Annotated in this window: 15 protein-coding genes and 1 tRNA gene; 8 read left to right on the top strand and 8 right to left on the bottom strand. The window is 68.6% G+C overall.

The window, feature by feature from the left end:
• Positions 1–217: 217 nt before the first annotated feature.
• Together ABGB08_RS31030 and ABGB08_RS31025 are read right to left on the bottom strand one after the other, a co-directional pair.
• Entirely contained in the window at positions 218–2,611 is a 2,394-nt protein-coding gene (locus ABGB08_RS31030; protein WP_347597200.1) for an ExeM/NucH family extracellular endonuclease, read from the bottom strand.
• A 138-nt stretch (positions 2,612–2,749) separates the two neighbouring features.
• On the bottom strand, positions 2,750–3,586 hold the full coding sequence (locus ABGB08_RS31025; protein ID WP_347597197.1) for a hypothetical protein: 837 nt from the start codon (positions 3,584–3,586) through the stop codon (positions 2,750–2,752).
• A 149-nt stretch (positions 3,587–3,735) separates the two neighbouring features.
• Here ABGB08_RS31025 and ABGB08_RS31020 point away from each other — a divergent pair.
• The 7 genes from ABGB08_RS31020 to ABGB08_RS30990 all read left to right on the top strand — a co-directional run bounded on the left by ABGB08_RS31020 (position 3,736) and on the right by ABGB08_RS30990 (position 11,113).
• Positions 3,736–3,811, top strand: a tRNA-Ala gene (locus ABGB08_RS31020).
• Between the two features lie 18 nt (positions 3,812–3,829).
• Positions 3,830–5,140 carry an SDR family NAD(P)-dependent oxidoreductase gene (locus ABGB08_RS31015; protein WP_347597194.1) on the top strand — a complete coding sequence of 437 codons (1,311 nt, stop codon included), beginning with the start codon at positions 3,830–3,832 and terminating at the stop codon, positions 5,138–5,140.
• A complete protein-coding gene (locus ABGB08_RS31010) occupies positions 5,137–6,273 on the top strand; it encodes a gala protein (protein ID WP_347597191.1) in 1,137 nt (378 codons plus the stop codon). The genes ABGB08_RS31015 and ABGB08_RS31010 overlap by 4 nt, the downstream gene beginning before the upstream one ends.
• Entirely contained in the window at positions 6,270–7,886 is a 1,617-nt protein-coding gene (locus tag ABGB08_RS31005) for an ankyrin repeat domain-containing protein (RefSeq protein ID WP_347597188.1), read from the top strand. The genes ABGB08_RS31010 and ABGB08_RS31005 overlap by 4 nt, the downstream gene beginning before the upstream one ends.
• Positions 7,883–9,052 carry an AAA family ATPase gene (locus tag ABGB08_RS31000; protein ID WP_347597185.1) on the top strand — a complete coding sequence of 390 codons (1,170 nt, stop codon included), beginning with the start codon at positions 7,883–7,885 and terminating at the stop codon, positions 9,050–9,052. The genes ABGB08_RS31005 and ABGB08_RS31000 overlap by 4 nt, the downstream gene beginning before the upstream one ends.
• 2 nt (positions 9,053–9,054) lie before the next feature.
• Entirely contained in the window at positions 9,055–10,212 is a 1,158-nt protein-coding gene (locus ABGB08_RS30995) for a VWA-like domain-containing protein (protein ID WP_347597182.1), read from the top strand.
• A 37-nt stretch (positions 10,213–10,249) separates the two neighbouring features.
• Positions 10,250–11,113 carry an exodeoxyribonuclease III gene (locus ABGB08_RS30990; RefSeq protein WP_347597179.1) on the top strand — a complete coding sequence of 288 codons (864 nt, stop codon included), beginning with the start codon at positions 10,250–10,252 and terminating at the stop codon, positions 11,111–11,113.
• A gap of 6 nt (positions 11,114–11,119) precedes the next feature.
• Here the strand turns inward: ABGB08_RS30990 and soxR are convergent, their stop codons facing one another.
• Positions 11,120–11,584, bottom strand: a complete 465-nt coding sequence (gene soxR, locus ABGB08_RS30985; protein WP_155357336.1) for a redox-sensitive transcriptional activator SoxR — start codon at positions 11,582–11,584, stop codon at positions 11,120–11,122.
• Between the two features lie 30 nt (positions 11,585–11,614).
• Here soxR and ABGB08_RS30980 point away from each other — a divergent pair, with 30 nt between their 5' ends.
• A complete protein-coding gene (locus tag ABGB08_RS30980) occupies positions 11,615–12,463 on the top strand; it encodes an SgcJ/EcaC family oxidoreductase (protein ID WP_347597175.1) in 849 nt (282 codons plus the stop codon).
• Positions 12,464–12,748: 285 nt separating this feature from the next.
• Here the strand turns inward: ABGB08_RS30980 and ABGB08_RS30975 are convergent, their stop codons facing one another.
• The 5 genes from ABGB08_RS30975 to ABGB08_RS30955 all read right to left on the bottom strand — a co-directional run bounded on the left by ABGB08_RS30975 (position 12,749) and on the right by ABGB08_RS30955 (position 21,441).
• Positions 12,749–13,201: a hypothetical protein gene (locus ABGB08_RS30975; RefSeq protein ID WP_347597172.1), complete on the bottom strand. Its 453-nt coding sequence runs from the start codon at positions 13,199–13,201 to the stop codon at positions 12,749–12,751.
• Positions 13,192–14,025 (bottom strand): IS5 family transposase, encoded by an 834-nt coding sequence (locus ABGB08_RS30970; protein ID WP_347597169.1) that lies wholly within the window; start codon positions 14,023–14,025, stop codon positions 13,192–13,194. Before ABGB08_RS30970 ends, ABGB08_RS30975 begins: the two co-directional genes overlap by 10 nt.
• A 958-nt stretch (positions 14,026–14,983) precedes the next feature.
• Complete coding sequence (locus tag ABGB08_RS30965) at positions 14,984–18,091, bottom strand: tetratricopeptide repeat protein (protein WP_347597166.1); 3,108 nt, start codon at positions 18,089–18,091, stop codon at positions 14,984–14,986.
• A gap of 299 nt (positions 18,092–18,390) precedes the next feature.
• Positions 18,391–18,762: a nuclear transport factor 2 family protein gene (locus ABGB08_RS30960; protein ID WP_347597163.1), complete on the bottom strand. Its 372-nt coding sequence runs from the start codon at positions 18,760–18,762 to the stop codon at positions 18,391–18,393.
• Between the two features lie 78 nt (positions 18,763–18,840).
• Positions 18,841–21,441 carry a LuxR C-terminal-related transcriptional regulator gene (locus tag ABGB08_RS30955; RefSeq protein WP_347597160.1) on the bottom strand — a complete coding sequence of 867 codons (2,601 nt, stop codon included), beginning with the start codon at positions 21,439–21,441 and terminating at the stop codon, positions 18,841–18,843.
• Positions 21,442–21,534: the final 93 nt, after the last annotated feature.

Here is a 21,534-nt window from a genome sequence, read left to right as displayed (position 1 = left end):
TCACGATTCGCCGTGTTGATTCGGAAGAGTGGCATTGGTGGTGGATTGAGATGCCGTACCAGTACGGGTTCTCGTGCGTTTCCCAAAATGGGATTCGCGTGTGGCGCATCTCCAGCGTCTCGCCATGCTGCCGTCGCCCCCGGAGCCGGCAACGCAAACGGGCCGTGACAGGGTTGCTGTCACGGCCCGTGGGTCCCAAAGTGGGAGAAATGCTCCGTTAGAGCTTGAGCCCGACCAGGAGCGGGTCGTGGTCGGAGGAGCGGTAGGCGTCAGGGGCGTACAGGTACGGCGGGTTGAATTCGGTGTTGTAGTCCATGAACCGGCCCTCATCGGAGTTGATGTGCCAGATGGTGGCGCCGGTCACCAGCCTGCGCAGGTCCTTGTCGACCAGGAGGTGGTCGAGCTCGCCGGACAGGCCCTCGAAGACGTAGCTGTAGCGGTCATCCTTCGGGATGTACCTCTTGCTCAGGCTGGTCAGCCCGAAGTCCTCGAAGGCGTGGATGGGGTCTTCCTCGCCGTAGGCGTTGATGTCGCCGGCGACGAGCACGTCCTGCAGGTTGAGGCTGTCGATCAGGGCCAGCAGGGCGGTAGCCTGCTTGACGCGCTTGGCGTTGTAGCAGCTCTGGCCGTCGCCCTGGTCGGCGTCGGGGCCGGTGGCGGGGCCGTCCACGTCGGTGCAGCCCTTGGACTTGAAGTGGTTGACCAGGATCGTGAAAGTCTCGCCCTTGCCGTCCGCCTTGCGGAAGGTCTGGACCAGCGGCGGGCGGTTGAAGATCGGGTCGGACGAGGACTGCGCCGCGCCGGCCGGGGTGACCTTGGCGGGCTTGTAGATCAGCGCGGTCTGGATGAGGTCGGTGCCCGGGTTGGGGTGGGTGATTCCCTTGTACGTGCCCGCTCCGGCCTTGGCGTTCAGCGCGTCGACCAGCGCGTTGAGCGCCACGTCGTTGTTGCGCTCGACCTCCATCAGGCCGGCCACGTCAGGGTCGAGGCTGAGGATGTTGGCGACCAGCTTCGCGAGCTGGCGGTCGCGCTCGACCGCGGTGGTCGCGCCCCGGGAGCCGAGCGTGGTGAACCAGTTGAGCGTGTTGAGGCTGGCCACGCGGACGTTGCCGCCGACCCGCTCGGGCTCGGCGGAGCGCGGGTTCTGCGCCCGGAAGACGACCGGCTGGGTCGGCTGCACCCGGTAGAGGTTGAAGCCGTAGGTGATCACACCGGTCAGCTTCTTCACCTCGTCGCCGAGCCGGACGGTGTTCAACCCCTCACTGTGGTACGGCAGGAGCGGCGGGTTCTGCACGTTGGAACCGTCGTCGAGCAGGATCGTGCGCCGGGCGTCCTTTTCGGTGTCCACGCCGGTGCGGTCGGTCGGCTGCCACAGCCGCTCGTCCGCCGCGATGGTGATCTCGCCGAACCGGCCGAGGTTGTAGATCTCCGAGGCGGCCATCTTGTCGTCGAAGGTGACGAGCATGTTCTCGTACCGCTCGAAGGTGGTGCCCGCCTTGAGCGGCAGCTCCAGATCGATGAGCTTGATCGTGGCGGAACCGCAGATGTTGACGACGGTGGCCGGGGAGATCTCGGTGAGGCCGTTGAACTCGATCACCTTGCCGGAGACGAGCACGCGGCTGCCGACGGTCACGGGCGAGGACGAGAACACGAACAGGCCCTCGGAGGTCGCCACGTTGTTGTCCGGCTTGGGGTCCTGGATGTAGAAGCCGCCGAGCTGGCCGGTCCCCTGGAAGGTGCCGGTGACGATGCCCTCGACCCGGACGTCCTGGCCCGCGATCGGGCTGGCGTCGCCGCTGCCCTGGACCTGCGCGATCCGGTGGGTGATGGGGGTGTCGCACGTGGCGGGCGGCGTGGGACTCGGACTCGGGCTCGGGCTCGGTGACGGGCTCGGCTCGACGGTGGGGCTCGCGCTCGGGCTGGGCGAGGGCGACGGCTCGACGCCGCCGCAGGGAGCCGCGGCGGTCGCGCTGTTGCGCGGCGCGGGGGCTCCGGCCTCGAAGTCGGCGGCGTTGTCGTCGGTGTCCGCGCAGCCGGCGCTCTTGCGGAACGCGGCGGTGGTGTTGCTGAGCATGGGTGCGGCGGCGCTGCCTTCGAAGAAGTTCGCCGTTCCGAAACCGACCAGGTCGGCGACGAGCGCGAGCTGCTCCGGGGTGCAGACGACGGTGGAGCCGTTGCAGGCCAGGCCGTCGGTGGAGTGGACCAGCGCCACCTTGCCCGCGGTGCCGCTCATGTTGATGGTGCCGATGTCGTCGGGTGTGGGCAGCGAGCCGCTGGGGGTGGTGCCCGCCTGGAGCTGGACCAGGTGGTACTGACCGGGGGCGACGGTGCCGGTGAGGTTGGTCTTGTTGGAGCCGAAGTTTCCGGTTCCGGTGGCGCTGGTGTACTGCACCGACCAGCCGGCCAGCGAGACGGGGGCGCCGCTGCGGTTGAAGACTTCGACGTAGTCGTTGGAGAGGGGGGCGCCGGAGTTGCCGCCCCCTCCGTACACCTGGCTGATTACTACTGTTCCCGGCGCGGCGGCGGCGGGGGCGGAGGGGAGAGCGGCGATCGAGCCGACGGCGAGGCCGGCGGTTACGAAGATCGCGAGTGCCCTGGGCATGGGACGCATGGCTGGAAGGTAAAGCCATTGATTAAGAAATATGGCATCCAAATGGTTGATAAATGGTGAACTAGGGATAAATCGGCACTTCATGCCGATGGTGGTGCTGGCGATATGGGGAAATGTGACCTTGAGGGCTGAACCCAGTCATAGGTGATGAATGCCTGGATCCTGCTCGTTTGCCAGGTCGGTGGGCACGTCCTCGTCGCCCGGCGAGGCGAGATCGTGGCCGGATCGGGCCAGCCAGATCACCCAGAGGGCTTCGGTGGCCCAGATGGCTTCGCGGGAGATCTCCCCGAGGATGGCGAGTGGTACGAACGCGAGCGGGGCCACCAGGTACGCGACGCCGTACCAGACGGTGGTTCGCTGCCAGCGGCCATCCCGCCACTGCGCCGTGAGCACCAGAACCTGCCAGATCAGGCCCGCTAGGCCGGCGAGACCACCGATTTCGGCGATCTGCTCCGCCTGGTGCCAGTCGAGCGCGTCGAACACCTCGACGCTCGCCGTACTCACGTGGACAAGGACACCGGCGCCAAGGGCGAGCCCGACGTAGCCCACGTTGCGCCGCACCATCGGATGGAACAGCACCACGACCGCCAGCATCAGGAGCGAGTCGGGCACCACCGCCCACCAAGGCCAGTCCGGTACGACTGCGTACACAAGCCAGGACGCCGCCGCCGCGTACAGCGCCAGCCGCAGCAGCCGCACACCGCGGTCCATCTCGGGCGGCTTTCCCGCTATCGGACCGCGCAGGCACTGCCACAACGCCCAGGCCCACAAACCACCCGCCAGGACGAGGATGAGCACGTTCAGCCACGTAGCCGCAGCACCCTCGTCCGCATCGGAGAGAAGGGCCAACCGCCACAGGAAACCGACGTCGCCACCAACCAGCGTGACTACGGCGGCGACCACGAGCGTCACCACGTATCCGCCCGTGACGACCATGGCGGGAACGGCAAACCGGTAGCGACGCACGAATAACATCCAGGGGATCGAGCGGGGAGATGGAGCGCCCACCCTAGCGAGCCGGCACCATGAAGTCGATCACAGCCGGGGCACCCCGAATAACGTCAAATGACCCTAAGCGACGAAGATCCGAAATGTCATGACTGTGCGCTAGCCTTTCGGACGGCACGGCTGTAGCGCAGAGGTCGTCGCGCCTGAACTGCAATCCGGAGGACGTCGGTTCGAATCCGACCAGTCGTGCCATCTCATCGGGAGGAAACGATGGCCATCCCCGCTGAGCCGGACGTGGAGACCTGCCTCCGCGTGCTGGCCGAAGCAGCGGCGGATCCCGACGATCCGCGCTGGGCTCGCGTGCGCCAAGCCGTCGCGCAGGTCTACCGGGCAGACAAGAAGGCGCGCAAGGCGGACCGGCACGCGGACCGGAAACGGCGGGACAGCGCGGCCATGGCCACCGCCGAGCGTTACCGGCAGCAGGATCCGGAACCGTCGCCAGCCGATGGCTTTACGGGGAGCCTTCGCCCGCTGGCCAGTGCCCGCCGATGTTATGTCTGCAAAGACACCTACCGGCAGGTCCACTCCATTTACCACCTGCTCTGCCCGGAATGCGCGGAGGAGAATCTCGCCCGCAGGCATGCCCGCTGCGACCTGCGGGGGCGGCGGGCGCTGGTCACCGGCGGGCGCGTGAAGATCGGTTTTCAGGTGGCGCTGAAGATGCTCCGCGACGGAGCCGAGGTCCTGGTCACCACCCGCTTCCCGGGCGACGCCGCGCGCCGGTTCGCGAGCGTGCCGGACTGCGCGGAGTGGATCGACCGGCTGCACGTGCACGGCGTGGACCTGCTCGACCTGCCCGCGGTGGCCGGCCTGCTGGATTCCGCGCACCAGCGGTTCGACCATCTCGACATCCTGGTCAACAACGCGGCGCAGACGATCCGCAGGCCCGCCGCCTACTACCGCGAGGTCAGCTCAGCCGAACGGCGCCCGCTGGAAGCGGCGGACAGGCCGTCCATGGACGTCGCCTCGGTCGCGGAGCTGGAGTCGCTCTTCCCGGCGGGCCGGGTCGACGAGACGGGGCAGCCGCTCGATCTGCGCGAGCGCAACAGCTGGAGCCTGCGGCTGCACGAGGTGGATCCCGCCGAGTGGCTGGAGGTGCAGCTGGTGAACGCGTTCGCGCCGTTCCTGCTCACCTCGCGGCTGCGCGGGCTGCTGGAGGCCTCGCCGTACCCGGATCGCTACGTGGTGCAGGTGTCGGCGATGGAGGGCAGTTTCTCCCGCGAGCACAAGACCGTACGGCATCCGCACACGAACATGGCAAAGGCGTCGCTGAACATGCTCACCCGTACGTCCGCCGCCGACTACGCGGCCACCGGTATCCACATGAACAGCGTGGACACCGGCTGGGTGACCGACGAACGGCCGCATCCGGCCAAGACGGCGCAGCGTGCGGCCGGTTTCCGCCCGCCGCTGGACGTGATCGACGGAGCCGCGCGCGTGTACGACCCGATCGTCCAGGGTGTCGGCGGCCGGCCGATGTCCGGACTGTTCCTCAAAGACTTCCGACCGGTGGAGTGGTGACCGTGAACCCGATGGCCGTACGCTGCCCGGCGATCGAGCATCCCGATGTGCCGCCGGCCGACCCGGCGGAGCTGGACCCGCTGCTGGCCCGCCTGGCCGACCCGGCTCCCGTCGAGGCCGACGAGTCGTTCCCGCTCGGCACGCTCCGTCCCGACGGCCGGGTCGACCTGTGCAAGCAGGGCCTCGGCGCGGCGGGCGTCGCCCGGCTGCTGCCCGTCGCGACCGTCTCGCCGCATGCGCGCCACCTGCTGCTGGGCACCAATGCAATCGGTAACGCGGGTGCCCAGGCCATCGCCGACGTGCTGGCCGGCGGGCATCACGTGCGCACGCTGTATCTCGGGTGCAACCGCATCGACGCGGCGGGGGCTGAAGCGCTGGCGGACCGGCTGACCTCCGACGACAGCGTGCGGGCGCTGTGGCTCAAGCGCAACCCGGTGGGCGAGGCGGGGGTGCGCGCGCTGGCCGCGATGCTCGGCCGCAACACCACGCTCCGCACGCTCGACCTGGTCAACACGGGCCTGACCACCGCAGGGCTGCGCCTCCTGGTCACCGCCCTGATGAACCGGTCGCTCCCGCTCGAACGGCTCTTCCTCGGCGGAAACGGCCTCGGCGCGGACGCCGCCCCGCTGCTGGCCGCGCTGATCCGCGACGCGGGCGTCCGCGAGCTCTACCTTCCGGCCAACCACCTCGGCGACGAGGGCGCGGCAATGCTCGCCGCCGCCACCGACCCCACCCGGCCGGTACGGCTCGGCCTGGGCGGCAACGGAATCGGCCCGCAGGGAGCGCGAGCACTGGCCGACGCGCTGGACGGGATCGAATCCCTCGACCTGGGAAGGCCACCGTCGGAGCGCAGCCTCGGCGCGCCCGCCAACGTCACCGGCGACGCCGGGGCGACAGCACTGGCCGCCGCCCTGCCGGGCAGCCCGCTCCGCCGCCTGGAACTCCGCCACACCGGCATCACCGGTCGCGGCGCGAAATCGCTGCTGGCGAACATCCCCGCCGACACCCGCCTGGAGCAGGTCGGGCTGGGCCCCGGTGTGCCACGCAAAGTGAAGCGTTCCTTCGCCCCACGCCTGCGCCCGGCCACCCCCGGCCATCCCGACCTGCGCGCGATCGGCAGCCTCTACCGTTGAGCGTCTCGTTCCCGCCCGACGAGGCGGCCGTTTGGCAGCGGGTCCGCCGTTACGCGGTCCCCCGCTGGATGATCGAGCAAGCCACCGAACGACGCCTGGCCGGGGACTGGCGGGGCGCCTGCGCCGCGGCCAACGTGGACGTCGCGTTCGACCTGGCCGAGATCGCCGCCGAGTACGGCCCTGCGATCACAGCCACCCTCGCGGAAGACCTCCACCACCTCGCGCCGGACCTGCTGCGCTGGCATCTCCCCAGGAACGGGCACACTACGGTCGGCATCGGCCAGCAGGTGATCCTTTCGCGGGAGAACGCGGTCCTGCGCCTGACCACCCCCCGGATGTCGGAGGGGCCGCAACGGCTTGTCCTGCGCTTCGGCCCCGCTCCCGCCGAGGAGCCCAACCGCGTCGACTGGTCGGCGGCGCGGCACCTGTGGGACGTACGGCACGCGGCCGATCTGCGGGAACGCTGCGGGGGCGGGCATCGTACGCCGTTCTTCAACGCCGACGGCAGCCCAGCGGACCTCCCGACGGCCGATCCCGGCCGCAGCGATCCCGCTGCCCACATGGAGTGGGTGACCTCGCTGCACGACCGGGGGGAGTTCGAGGCGGCCCTCACCGCGGCGGGCCTGGCATTGGAGATCGACCTGCCGGAACGCCGGTTTTCGACGCACCTGCCCCGACAGCTGGTACGGCTTCCGCTAGCCCTGACCCGGCTCGAACCGGAGGCCCGGCGCCTGGCTGAGCAGGGCGCCGGCCACCTTTTCCGCATCGGGGCCTCACCCTACGTCGTGCTGCTCGAACCCGGGAAAGCATGGGTCCGGGTGGTCAGGGACAGGGGTAAAAGGTCTGTCGAACTGCCGGGAGCGTTCTGGCGCCGATTGCCCGACCTCGACCTGCTGCGGTTCGGACGGCTGGCTCCGGAACACCTGCACCCGCTGGTCCGGGACGCCCTCTTCCCCGAACATCCGGCCGTCACCAGCGGGCCGCCCGGCCCCGAGCTTCCGTCCCCGGTCCGGGTCCGATGCCGCGGCGAGTGGCACGAGGTGTGCTCCGGCGAGGGCACGCTCCGCATGCCGCATCGCGAGGAGGAGCAGCGGCGCGAGCGTGCCATGCGAGCGCTGGGCGGGGCCGTGACCGGGTGCTTCGCCGTACAGCACAGCTGGACGTCGGGGATCGGGCGGCTGCCGAAGGCCTTGCGCGACCAGCGGCGGGAGCTCTTCCTCCGGGTCCAGCACGGGGACACCCCGGGCGTGCTCCGGCTTCTGGACGCCGGTGTCGACCCTCACGTGCGGAACGGCAGGCAGCGTACCCTGCTGCACATGCTGCACTTGCTCGACCATGAGGAGTTGCTGCCCCGGCTGCTGGCGGCCGGGCTGGACGTCGAGGCCAAAGACCAGCATCAGCGTACGCCGCTGCACGTCGCGGTAGGCGACGGAGGGTCGGCGGCGCTGGTGCGGGGGCTGCGGGCCGCCGGAGCGCGGATCGACGTGATCGACGTGATCGACGTCGAGGGCTGGTCGCTGGCTGATCTGATCCGCCGGCGCGAGCGTGCCGACCTGGGCTCCCTTCTGGAGGAGCTCGATCGCGACTATCCGGGCATCGGGCTCGGCGCGTGAACGACATCACCGCGGCAGCCGACGACCTCAACCGGCGGATCCAGACCTACCGCACCGAACCCACCACCAACCCGCAGTTGGCGGCGCTGTGCCTCGCGGTCTCGGCCAACCTGCCGGTATTGCTGTGGGGTGAGCCGGGCATCGGCAAGTCCGCGGGCATCGAGCAGCTGGCGGCTGGGCTGGGCCTCCCGCTGGAGACGGTCATCGCCAGCGTGCACGAGCCGTCCGACTTCGCCGGGTTGCCGATCGTCGGCGACGATCCCGCCGTCACCGGGGTGCCGATGGCCCCGCCCGACTGGGCGGTCCGGATCGCCAGCGCCGGGACAGGCCTGATCTTCTTTGATGAGCTGTCCTCCGCGCCGCCCGCCGTCCAGGCGGCGCTGCTGCGCGTGGTGCTGGAGCGTCGGGTGGGCAGCCTGACTCTCCCCGAGCCGGTGCGGATCGTGGCCGCCGCCAATCCACCGTCCAGCGCCGCCGACGGCTGGCATCTCAGCCCGCCGCTCGCCAACCGGTTCGTCCACCTGCGCTGGACCCACGACCCGCGCACGGTGGCCCGCGGCATGGCGGGAACCTGGCCGGCGGCGTCCATCCCGCACGTGGACGCGGCCAAGGTGGCCAGCGCGGTCGCCCGCGCCCGTGGCGTCGTCTCCGGCTTTCTGACCGCCCGGCCCGGGCTGGTGCACCACCTGCCCGCCGATACCGAGGGCCGGGGCGGGGCTTGGCCGTCGCCGCGTACCTGGGAGATGGTGTTGCGGCTGCTCGCCGTCGCGTACGCGGCCGACGCGAGCGGGGAGGCGCTGGCCTCCGCGGTGGTGGGCGCGGTCGGCGACGGCGCGGGGATCGAGGTGGTGTCCTACCTCGAAGAGCTCGACCTGCCCGACCCCGACCAGGTGCTCGCCAACCCGGACGCCTTCGCGCTGCCCGAACGCGGCGATCGGCAACTCGCGTTCCTCACCGCCGTGGTGGCCGCGATCCAGGGCGATCTCACCCGGCGGCGCTGGGAGGCCGGGTGGACGGTGCTGGCCAAGGCGGTGGACGCGGGCGTGCCCGACGTGGCCGCCCGCGCCGCCATGGACCTGGCGGCGATGCGGAACACCGACTGGCCGGTGCCTGGCGGCATCGACGCCTTCCTGGACCTGCTCCAGCTGTCCGGCACGATGAGCTGACCGTGGACCGGGTCAAGCTGCTCGCCGCTCGCTACCGCGCGGCGACCGAGCGGCCCTACTTCGCCACCGCCCTGTACGCGCTGTCCATCCTCCCCAGCGCCGACGTGCCCACGATGGGCGTAGACCGGCACTGGCGGTGCTACGTCTCACCGGATTTCGTGGCCGCCACTCCCGTGCCCGAACTCGCCGCCGTCTGGATCCACGAGGTGGCGCACCTGCTGCGCGACCACCACACCCGCGCCGACGGGCTGCCCGCCTCCGATCAGCGGGACCGGCTCCGGGTCAACATCGCGCAGGACTGCGAGATCAACGACGATCTCCTCGCCGACCGCCTGCCCCTGCCATCCAACCGGCTGGAGCCCCGCCTTTTCCAACTCCCCTCAGGACGCCTGTTCGAGGAGTACGTCTCACACCTGCCGCCACAGACCCGCATCGTTGATTGCGGTTCCGGCGCCCACGGGCACCCGTCCCCCTGGGATGTCGGCGACGGCCCCGCCCGGCTCGGCCCGGTCGAGGCGGAGGCCCTGCGCCGCCACACCGCCGAGGCGATGCGCGCCCATCTGCGGGCACGTGGCGTGCTCCCCGCAGGCTGGCAACGCTGGGCCGACCAGGTGCTCGAACCCTCGGTGGACTGGCGCCGGCTGCTGGCCGGAGCCGTCCGCGAGGCGGTCGCCTGGGCAGGGGGTGCGATCGACTACACCTACCAGCGCCCGTCCCGCCGCACGGCGGCACTACGCGGCGTCGTGCTGCCCAGCCTGCGCCGCCCGCTCCCCCGGGTGGCGATCGTCATCGACACCTCGGGTTCGATGGGCGAGCCAGAACTGGCGACCGCCCTGGCCGAGGTGACCGGGGTGCTTCGCGAGGTCGGCATCCGCGGGAACCGGGTCACGGTCCTGGCCTGCGACGCCGATGTGCACGCCGTCTCCCAGGTAACCGCCGCCGAACAGGTCACCCTCACCGGAGGCGGCGGCACCGACATGCGCGTCGGCATCACCACCGCCCTCGCCGCCCGCGACCGCCCCAACGTAGTGATCGTCCTCACCGATGGCCACACCCCCTGGCCAGCCGAGCCCACCTCCTGCCGCATCATCGCCGCCCTGATCGGCTCCGCTCCCCCCGAGCCACCCACCTGGGTAGAAACCATCCACATCCCTCTGTGATCCGCCACATCCAGACGATCCCGCTAGGGTGGTTTGTGTGCGGGTGGCGACGTGGAACGTGAACTCCGTCAAGCAGCGGGTGCCGCGGTTGTTGCCGTGGCTGGATCAGCGGCAGCCCGACGTCGTCTGTCTGCAGGAGACCAAACTCACCGACGCCGCCTTCACGGAGTTGCTCGGCGCCGAGCTGGCCGACCGTGGGTATGCGATGGCGCTCCACGGTGAGGTGCAGTGGAACGGCGTGGCGATCCTCTCCAGGGTGGGGATGGACGACGTCGTGACCGGTGTGGCGGGAGCGCCGGGGTTCCCGCTGCCCGAGGCGCGTGCGGTGGCCGCGACCTGCGGCGGGATCCGGGTGCACTCGCTGTACGTGCCGAACGGGCGCACGCCCGGCTCCGACCACTACGCGTACAAACTGGCCTGGCTGGCCGCGTTGCGTGACGTGCTGGCCGCCGGTCCGGAGGTCGCGATCGCGTGCGGGGACCTGAACATCGCGCCCACCGACGCGGACGTCTTCGACCCGGACGCGTACGTCGGCCAGACACACGTGACGCCACCGGAACGGGCGGCGCTGGCCGAGCTGACGACGCTCGGCATGCGGGATGTCGTCCGGGATCACTGGCCCGACCGGCGGGTGTTCACCTACTGGGACTACCGGGCCGGAATGTTCCACAAGGATCTCGGCATGCGGATCGACCTGGTCCTGGCCTCCGGTCCCGTCGCCGATCGGGTCAAGGCCGCGTGGGTGGACCGGCAGGCGCGCAAGGGCACTGGCCCGAGCGATCACGCGCCCGTCATCGTCGACCTCGACGAGGCCCCGGATGGTGACATCGGCCCTGTCGTGCCGCCACCGTCCGCCCCGGCCGCCAAGCGCGGCTCCACCAAGCTGCCCCAGTCGTCATGACGTGCCTCACCTCTCGTTCGGCGTCGTCAGGCGCCGGGCGCCCGGCCCTTCCCGGCCGAGCCGATCAGCGGGATTGGTGTACGGGCATGCCGTCAGCGAGAGGCAGCCGCAGCCGATGCAGTTCGCGAGGTTGTCGCGCAACGCGGTGAGCCGGTCGATGCGCGCCGAGAGGTCCTCGCGCCACTCGCGCGCGAGCCGGGCCCAGTCGCGTTTGGTCGGCGGGATGTCGCTGGGCAGCCCGTCCAGCGCCTGCTTGATGCGTTCGAGCGAGATGCCCAGGGTCTGCGAGGCGCGGATGAACGCCACCAGGCGCAGGGTGTCGCGCCGGTACTCGCGCCGCCCGCCCGCGGTTCGCCGGCTGCGGATGAGCCCGAGGCTTTCGTAGTAGTGCAACGTCGACACGGCCACGCCCGCCCGCTTGGCCACCTGGCCGGGTTTGAGCCATACGGCATCCGGGCTCAACGAGTCCACGCCACCACCCCTTGACGTCAAGTCCACTTGATGAAGTTGACTCTAGCCATGCACACCATCACACCCGCGGGCGCCTCGTCTCTCGACGCCGACCGCCTCGTCGAACTCGTCGCCGTGGTAGAGCTCACGCAGCGCGCCGAGGATGTCGAAGGTTTCCTCGCTCTCTTCGATCCGGAGGCGGTCTGGGTCACCGGCGGCGGTCGCCGCCTCATCGGCCTCGACACGATCGCCGCGTTCGCCCGCTCGGTGCTCCCCGGGGGGATGGCCGGCGGGAGCGTGCGGTACGAGGTCGACCACATCCGGTTCATCACCCCCGACGTCGCCCTGACTGGCGTCCGGCAGGAGTACCTGACCGCCAAGGGCGAGCCCCTCACGCCGCGGCAGCTCGGCCTGCCCACCTATCTCTGGCGCCGCGGCGCCGGGGGCGACTGGTCCATGGTCGCGGGACAGAACACGAGGGTGCCGCAGGAGGGGCCCTTCGGGCCCGAGGACATCGCGGCCCTGCACGCGATCGTCCGCGACGTGCAGGAGGGATTCAACGCCAACGACGCCGAGCTCATGACCGCGCACTTCGCCTCCGACGCGCTCGTCGTGAACGCCCTCGGCAAGGTGCACCGCGGCCGTGACGAGATCGTCGAGTCAAGTCGTGCCGGGCTGGCCGCCGGATTCCTCCGCGAGGCCACCGCGTACTACCGGCTCGGCGACATCGTGCCCCTAACGGATGACGTGGTCACGGCGACGAAGGACGCGTGGCCGACCGAGGAAGCGGCCCGCGCGGGCGGTCACCCGGAAATGAGGGCGTTGTACGTTTTCGTACGACGCGAGGGCCGCTGGCTCATCGCTCGCCGCTCGAACACGCTCGTCCCCGCCGCGAGCTAACCCAGACTCCTACGCGAGGCCGTGCACGAAGGCCGCCCACGCCGAGGGAGGGCGCCTGTTCCGGGTGCGCAGCATGCACATCGACTCGTACGGGGCAGCGGCGCTGCCCGCACCGACGGTGACCGCCCCAACGTGTTGATCGTCCTTACCGACGGCCACGCCCCATGGCTAAAGGAGTCCACCTCCTGCCGCGTCATCGCCGCCTGAGAGTGCGTTCCGCGAGCTGATGTCCCTTTCGTCAGTGGGGTTGGGTTAGGTCGGCTGGTCGGAGGCTCGCCGGTCGGGCTATGGGCGCGGCTGGGTGAACAATCCCGGCTCGGTCTCGATGAGGATGCCGCGGCTGGCCAGGCGTTTGAGCTTGGCGCGGACGTTCTGGATGTCGTTCTGCGTAAGGGGCAGGTCCATGGCCATGGCCAGGTCCCGGGCGCGCAGGGATCCGCCGGCCTCGCCGAACACGGCGAGGATCTGCTGGTAGGCCGGGTGATCGGGGACCGTGGCAGGCGGTACGGTCGGTTTGACCGGGGCGAGATCTTCCTCGGCGAGGAAGATGAGGGTCTTGCGGCTGATCCGCAGGTGCTCGATCGCCTCGCTGAGTTCGCTCAGACGCGCGGTAAGAGTGTCGATCTCCGCCTGGGTCTGCTCGATCTGGCAGGTCAAGGCCTGTTCGCGGGCGTCGATCCTGTCCAGGAGCCAGGTACCGGGGTCCGACTGCCCCGTGCCGGGCCCGATCATGTCCACCGCCCCGACGGGGCGGGGCCACGGGTCAAACGGCGGGACATCACGTCCGTCATCGCCCAATACACCCGTGATTCGGAGCTGGCCGGAAGGTGCTCGACGTCGCGGACCAGACGCCGGTGGAACATCAAGATGCCGTAGGTCTGCTCGACCACCCACCGTTTGGGCTGGGGGACGAACCCCTTGTCGGCGGGGTTACGTTCGACGATCTCCACGTCGATCCCCAGACCGGCGCCATGCGCGACGACCGTGTTCTTGAACCCCTGGTCGACCAGCGCTTTGGTCACGGTCCCCGCGGTGCTCGCGGCGACCCGGTCCAGCAGGGCGACCCCGGCGGTGTTCTCGTGAGCCGAGGCGGCCAGCATGACCACGGCGATGACCAGCCCCAGCACGTCCACGGCCAGGCCCCGTTTCCTCCCCGGTACCCTTTTCGCGGCATCCCGTCCGGTGGTGGAGGCGGGGACCCCGGCCGCGACGTGGACGCTCTGGGTGTCCAGCACCACCAGGCTCGGATCGGCTAATCGGCCCTTCTTCTCCCGCAGATGCCAGCGCAGCAGGTCGTGAATCGCCTGGTCGGTGCCGTCATCGCGCCACTTGGAAAAGTAGTGGTAAGTCGCGCTCTTGGGCGGCAGGTCGTGCGGGAGATAGTCCCATTGGACGCCGGTTCGTCCCTGGTAGCGGATGGCGTTCACGATCTCGCGTAACTCGTAGTTGCCCTGGTGGCCGCTGACGGATGGGTGCGCGGCCTTCCACGCCGCGAGCACCGGCTCGATCAACGCCCATTCCGCGTCGGATAAGTCGCTCGGGTACGGCTTACGCTCGGTCACCCGGCTATCCCAGCACATCCGATCTCGCCGATCGGCGGTAACGCTACAAATCCATACGATCACACTGCGACATCACGGGCATATGCTCGCCGAACGCACTCTTAGATCGCTCCGCTCCCCCAAGCCACCCGCCGGGGTGGAAACATTCGCAATCCCTCCATGATCCGCCATATCCGGACGATCGGAACGTTACGCCCACCGCACGAATAATTGACGAAATCTGTGCCGACCCGAAATTTCCAGAAACGCTCACGCCTGAGCGCTCTTCAACCTTTCGTCGACATTTCCACCGCCCATGCGCCCGGGATCACCTGCTCTGGTAGAGCTCAACACAGCCTGGCTGCCATTGTCGTAGCACGACTGGGGATGTGGAGCGACGCTCGGAGTCGTTTAGTTTCCTGGCAAATTCGGGCAACCGACTACAGGTCTGGATAAATACCCTTGAGGGTAAACGCAACCGCTACATGCTGGCGAGCCGTCCCACTAGGATGATCTGTGGATGGGCGAAGGGTGCTAGCACCCGTCGCTCTAGGTTTCGTATTGCCTCAGGAGACTCATGTACAAAAAGATCAAGGTCCTGTTAGCGAACCTGGTCATCATGACTTCGGTGTTCATGACGGCAGTCGCACCTGCCGCCATGGACTCACACTCCGGCGGAACACAGAACGCCGCTATCCATTTGGCCGCTTAAGCCAATTCGGCAACTTTGGATGAAGCGCCAGCGATGACTCTCATCCAAAGTTGCCACCCACAGTACAATCAAATGCCGATCTCCTCTACCCCTCTCTTTTAAAGATCTTTGACTTTCCGTCCGAAATCCTGACCATAAATGGAACCCTGCGCCGGAAATCGGCATGACAGCAGGCGCCGGTCGCGTGACGTGTGGCATTCGCCCCCACTGATAGGGAACTGAGCAGGGGAAACGGACTGCCGCAGGTCGGCATTAGCTCTGCCCGGCCTATCCCGTCTCCCCAGATTTGTCAAGGCGCTCTTGCGTTGTCCTAGCCTCCGGCACGCCTAGTCGTTCGAACATTGCCGTGGCTTGCCGCCAGCACGTTTCTGCCTCTGCCTGGTTCTGCTCGCTGGCGAGAGACAAGCCCATTCGATCAAGTATGAGTGCCTCCTGGTAGGTGTCTCGAATGGCACTCGCGATGTCTAGCGCCTGGCGGTAGTGTTCCAGGGCAACGTCGTGGCGGGCGGCTCGTCGATATACCTCACCCACGCCAAACAGCGCCTTGGTCTCCAGATACCGGTCTGAGAGTTCTATCGCGCCCGCCAGTGCGCGTTGATGATGGATGAGGGCATCGCTGTCGCGGTTCATGCGTGCGAGACAGAAGCCGGTTTCGTTGAGAATCTCGGAGTTGCCCCGACGGTCGCCGAGTTCGTCGTACATCTGTAGTGCTTTTCGGTAGAACTCAAGGGCGCTGGAGTACTCGCCCAGGTGCCGTCGCAGGTTACCCGAATTGGCCAGATACGTAGCCTGGTGTTGTCGGCTCATTTCGCTTTCCAGCGCTGCGGCCTGGTCCAGATGTTGCCGAACAGAACCATAGCGGCCCAACCGGAGCTCCAACTCCGCCATGTTGTTGAGAGTTATCATGCGGCCGCGGTCGTCACCGATCTCCTGGCTGACACGGAGCGCCTCCTGAAACTTGTCCGCAGCCTGAATGTAGTCGCCCAGATGCCATGCGACGATCGCCAGATGGTTGAGGCTGTTGACCTCCTCACGGTGATCATGGAGTGCCCGTCTTAGGTCAAGCGCCTGCTGGCAGCAATCGCGTGCTGCCTCGAAATCCGCATGATGCCAATGAATCCGGCCGATCTGGTCGAGTAACTCGGCGATCCCGGACTGATCGGCTAAGGCACGCTGGATGGCAAGCCCTTCGGTTGCGTACCGTAACGCCTGGTCATGGTTTCCAATGCGCCAGTTCACCTTGGAGGCGTCGGCGAGTGCTCGGGCCAGCCCGCTCTGGTCCGCGAGTTCGCGCCATCCGCTGATCGCCAGTTCGTGCAGATATGTGGCCTCTTTCCAGCTTCCTGCTGTCTCGAGAAAATGGCTCAGGACATGCGGGAACAGCGTTGCGTGCCGTGCCCAGCCGGCCATGGATGCGTGCCGGGTGAGTTGCAGGAGGTTGTCCGATTCCTGTTCCAGCCAGTCCCGTGCCTCATCAACCGAGTGGAACAGGGGTTTGACCCGAGGAGTGTGGGCGATCGCGACGTCCTGGCGTGCTCGGGGAGGGGGCAACAGATGGTCGGCCTGATCCGCAAGCTGGAGATACAGGTCGAGCACTCGCGCCATGGCGGCCCGGCGTTGAGGTGCGGGGTCGGTTTCGGCCAGGAATCGGGCGTATTCACCGATCAAGTCGTGGAAGCGGAAACGGCCGTGGACAGGCTCGGTGAGGAGGTGGTGGTCGAGAAGACCCTCCAGGAGGCGTTCGGTAGTGGCGCGGTCTTCGGACAGGAGGGCGGCAGCGCATTCGACCGTGATGTCGGGCCCAGGATGGAGTCCCAGCGAGCGGAAGGCGCGGCGGTGATGCTCGTCGAGTTCCTGGTAAGAGAATTCGAAGGCGGCGATGATCTCACGGTTCTCAGCGCGGATTTCGGTGAGGCGGCGGCGGTCGCTCAGCCGGGCGATGAGGTCGGCGACCCGCCATGAGCTCCGCCCCGCGAACTGCTGGGCGGCGAGGACGATCGCGAGCGGCAGATATCCGCAGAGCCTGACAACCTCCGCCATTTCGGCGGTCTCTCGTCTGACCCGCGGGCCGATAATTCGGCTGAGCAGCGTGGCGGCATCGTCAAGCGGGAGCGGGGTCAAGGTGAGGGACTGTACGTCGTCAAGCCCGGTGAGGCTTCGCCTGCTGGTGATCAGTACCAGGCTGCCGGGGGTGCCGGGAAGCAGGTGGCTGATCTGATCATGGCTGATGGCGTCATCGAGCACGATCAGCATCCGGCGCCGGGCCAGCTCGGTCCGCCAGAGTGCCGCTCGCTCGTCCAAGCTCGTCGGTATGGCGTCTCCACGGGTGCCGATCTCACGCAGTAGGCGTGCGAGCGCCGAGTGAGAGTCCAGCGGGGTGGATCTGGCGTTGTGACCGTACAGGTCGAGGTGGATTTGCCCATCGGGATACTGCGGTGCCCACTGGTGGGCCAGATGTCGGGCGAGAGTTGATTTTCCGACCCCAGGCATGCCGTCGATGTACAGGACGGTGACGGCTGTGGCGCGGGCGGCCGCCATGTCGGTGAGCTGGGAGATCTCCCTGGCCCTGCCCGTGAAGTAGGACACGTCGCGGGGAAGGCTGCTGGGTGGACGGGCGGTGGGACGGGATTGTGGGAGCAACGAGGGATCGCTGCGGAGGATGCGCTGGTGAAGCTCGCTCAGCGTCCGGCTGGTCCCGAAGGCGAGTCCGTCACGCAGGCGTTGCCAGGTCTGGCGGTAGACCTCTACGGCCTCGGCGGAGCGGCCGCTGTGATGAAGGGCATACATTTGCAGTTCGACCAGCCGCTCGTCATAGGGGTGTTGGACGATCAGCTCGCCAAGCTCGGCCACCAGGTCGGTGTGGAGGCCATATTTGAGCTCCAACCGGCAACGTTCGACGACGGCTGAGAGCAATTGCTCTTCGATGCCCTTTCGCGCGCGGTCTGCCCATGCCCCGGTGAGGCCAGTGAGGGGTTCGCCGCGCCTGAGAAGGCACCCCTCGCGGAACAATCGGATGGCCTGCTCGTAGTCTCCTGTCTCCTGGACGTTGCGCGCCTGATTGCGAAGCATCCGAAAACGGTGAAAATCGATGCGTTCCGGATCGACATCCAAGACATATGCGCCGGACCGGTTGCGCAGATGTGCTCCGGTATTCGGCAGCCACTTTCTGATTCGGGCCACGTTCTGATGTATTTGGGACCGGGCGTTCGGGGCCTCCTCGTTGTCCCATATGCGGCTGATGAGGGACTTCACGGACACCGGCTGACGGGGAGTGAGGAGTAGGATAGCCAGGATGTGGCGTTCTCGCGCCCACCCGATCTCGATCGGGATGTTTTCGGACAAGGCCTGAATCTGGCCGAGAATGCGAAATTCCACCGGCTGTCCCATTGCTGGGGAACGGTTTCCTCTGGCCGGGATTTTTTCATCTTCTAGCGCTGAAATCCAGGTTATTCTGCCATTTGACAGGCATGACAATATCAGTAAGGTTCCCGCCAGGTTTGCCGCAAGGTCGTACACGGAAGCTCAAGGCAAGCCGATTGGGTCGCTGAAGCGTCGGATGAGCTGGGTACTGTAGAGGCGCGATGCCAACTCAGGAATGGCGTCCAGTGCCGGTGGGGCTGGACGCGGGCAAACGGGTGTTCGTCATCGCTGCCTCTCCTCCTCTTCCCGTTCCTTCACATACAGCTCTTGGGTGGGGGCCCGTGGGTGGCTGTGCCGGTGATGATCTTGTTGTTGTGGAAGGTGAGGACCTCGGCGGAGAGTTGGCCGGTTTGATGTTGGAAGTGGATCACGATGGTGTCGATGCCGGTGTAGACGCCGAGGATTTCGAAATGGAGTTGGGGGTTGCGGAGTAGGCCTTCGGCCCAGTACGCGCGTAGTGCGTCGAGGCCTCGTATGACGCCGTTGCTTTCCTTGATGATTCGCGCGGCGAGTGGGGAGGTGAAGATCACGTCGGGTGCGTAGTGGCGGGTTATTCGGTCAAGGTCGTGGGAGTTCCAGTCCGCTGCCCAGTCGTCGGCGAATCGGTGTGCTTCGTCGAGGTCCATGCCCGTATCTCCAGTGAGGGTCAGTGACTCGGGTGCTCGTCTGCGAACAGTGTCGTAGGCGCCCGCACTGCACGGGCTCTACTGGCCCAGTACGTCCGCGAGGGCCTGGCGGCCGGATACGCCGAGCTTGACGTAGATGCGGCCCAGGTGGTTGTTGACCGTGCGCAGGGAGAGGCCGAGGCGGTCGGCCACCGCGCGGCCGGATAAGCCGGCCGCGACCAGTTTGGCTACCTGGAGTTCCCGGGGGGTGAGGGACGCCTCGCTGCCGGTCAGGTCCGTCAGGCGTGTGCGGGCGCGGCCGCATTCGGCGAGGAGTTCGCGGGCCAGTGCGAGGGTGTTCTTGGCGGCCGTGCGGCGGCCCTCGCGGACATGTAACCGGTAGGCGGTCGCGGCCGCTTCGGCGGCGGGCAGTAGGTGGCCGAGGTCGCGGAGTGCGCCGGCGGCCTCGGTGAGCTGGCGGGCGTTGTCCGTCGCGTACGCCGTCGCGGCGGCGACGAACGCCGCTGTGGTCGGTGTCGGGGTTTCCGCGGCGAGCTCCTTCAGCCTTTCGCACACGTCCCCGGCGGCGCCGAACCTGACGGCGTCGAACAGTGCCAGGGCCTCGATCGCGGGTGCGCCGACGCGGGCCGCTTTCGCCGCTTCGATGGCCAGGTTGGCGGCGCCGGACAGGTCGAGCATGGCCGCGGCGGTCCAGGCGCGGTTGCGGTCGATCCACCAGTCGAAGAGCACGCCGGGTGCGGGGGGCATGCCGTCCACGCGGTCCAGCCAGGTCTCCGCCTGGATGGTGTCCCCCGCGAGCGCGTGCGTGCCGGCCAGTTCCGCCATGTACAGCTGCTGGAACCGCAACGCGTCATACCCGTCGAGCAGCACGACGGCTTCGCGCAGCGCTTCCTGCGCCAGCTGCACGCGGCCCTGCGCCTTGGCCACGATGCCCCGGATGGACGCCCATGCGCCGACCAGCGGGGCCGCCTCCGTCTCGACGGCTTCGCGATAGCCGCTTTCCACGGCCGTGGCCGCCGCGGCGAGGTCGCCGCTCAGCATGAGGGCGAGGCAGCGGGCGCCGCCGATCTGCACCGGTCCCCAGGGCAGCACGGTGCGGTGGGTGTGGGCGACGTCCCGCCCGATGGCGCTGGCGCGTTCGGCCAGGGCGATGTCTCCGACAAGTCCGGCGGCGAGGGTGACGGCGGTTGCGGCCCACACCGTGGCCCGGGCCGCCAGCTCGGGGTCGGGGCGGGCGAGCAGGGCCGTACCGACCTGGAGGGCTTGTTTGACGCGGCCCTCCAGGAGAAGTGCCCAGGCCCGTACGGCTTCCGCGGCCCGTTCCCCGGCCGGCAGCCCCGGATCCGATGAATCCTCCTGCGACCAATACTCGATCTTCTCCGCCAGCATCGCCCACCGGTCCGTGGTCGCCTTGCCGTCGCACCGCTCCCGGGTCGGCAGCACGGCCGCCGCGTCGGCATAGCGCCCCTGCAACGCCAGCACCTCGGCCAGGGTGAGGTCGGCCTCCACCCCGCCGCCGTTCTCGCGCGAGGCGCTCGCGAGCCGCTCGGCGATGCCGAGTTCCAGCCGTTCCGCGGCGCGCTCGGCACCGGCGAGCAGCTCCGGGGCGTACGAATCGAGCCCGGCGTTGAGCCGCCACACGGCAAGGTCGAGCGCGTCGTCCGCACGCAGATGCGCTGAGGTGGCGAGGGACTCGGCCAGCTGGCGCCAGATCGCGCGGGCCTGCGCGCGTGGCATCCGCGCGCGGATGACGTCACCGTAGGCGGGCATCGCCAGCCGTGCCTGGTGCCGCAACCCCGACGGTTCGACCACCACCAGCCCCTGCCGTTCCGCCTGCACGACCGCGGCGTGCCCGGTGATGGCCTCCAGGACGGGCTGGCCGAGCGGCTCGGCGCAGGCGAGGACTTCCAGGACGTTCCGGACGACCGGATCATCGGCCTTCATCTGTTCCTCGATCACATCGCCGAGCCTGCCCGTGACCTCCACCGGAGCGGCCAGGTGCCAGACGCCGTCGACGCGGCGCAACGCGGACCTCTCCAGACCGGCCCGCACGACCTCCCGCAACACCAGCGGATTCCCGGCGGACAACCGGCGCAGCGTGCGGCGGCTCACCGCGTCCATCTGGCCGCCGAGCGCGCGTTCGAGCAGCATGTCCACGTCGCCCCCGCCGAGCGGCTCCAGCTCCACGCGCCGGGCCACCTGCTCCTTCCACAACGCCGTCACCACATCGGGGGTGGCCCGGCCAGGCCGCAACGTGAGCAGCACGAATGTCGTGGTGTGCACGGCCAGGTGGTGGACGAGCGCCGCGGAGGCGTCGTCGAGCAGGTGGGCGTCGTCGACCACGAGGACCGGCCGCCTTCCGCCGGGTGCGCTGAGGCGTTCCACGAGGCGGCCGAACACGTACCCCGCGGTCGCCACCTCTTCCATGGCCACCAGGTGCAGCAACGCGCCGAACGTGATCGTGCCCGCGGCGCCGGTCCCGGTCGCCCACGCCGTCCGGTGACCCGCCGCGGCGAGCGCCGTGACTGCTTCCCTGGCCAGGCGCGTACGGCCCACTCCCGGCGGCCCCACGACCACCACACCGCGCACATCCTCCCGGGCAGCCGCCTCAGTGATGCCGCGTAACGCTGCGGTACGGCCGACAAGCGGCCAGACGTTCAGCGAGCGTGTGTCTCCCATGTGACTCCCTCTCCTGGGCGTCTCGACACCGGGTATACGTGGCCGAACGGTGCAGGGATTGCTGCGGAGCGGACCTCGTTGAGTAGCGGCGGT

It is taken from the genome of Acrocarpospora sp. B8E8 (assembly GCF_039871605.1).
Lineage (GTDB): Bacteria > Actinomycetota > Actinomycetes > Streptosporangiales > Streptosporangiaceae > Acrocarpospora > Acrocarpospora macrocephala.
The sequence above is the reverse complement of the archived record's forward strand: the minus strand, read 5'-3'. Positions and strand labels throughout refer to the sequence as shown.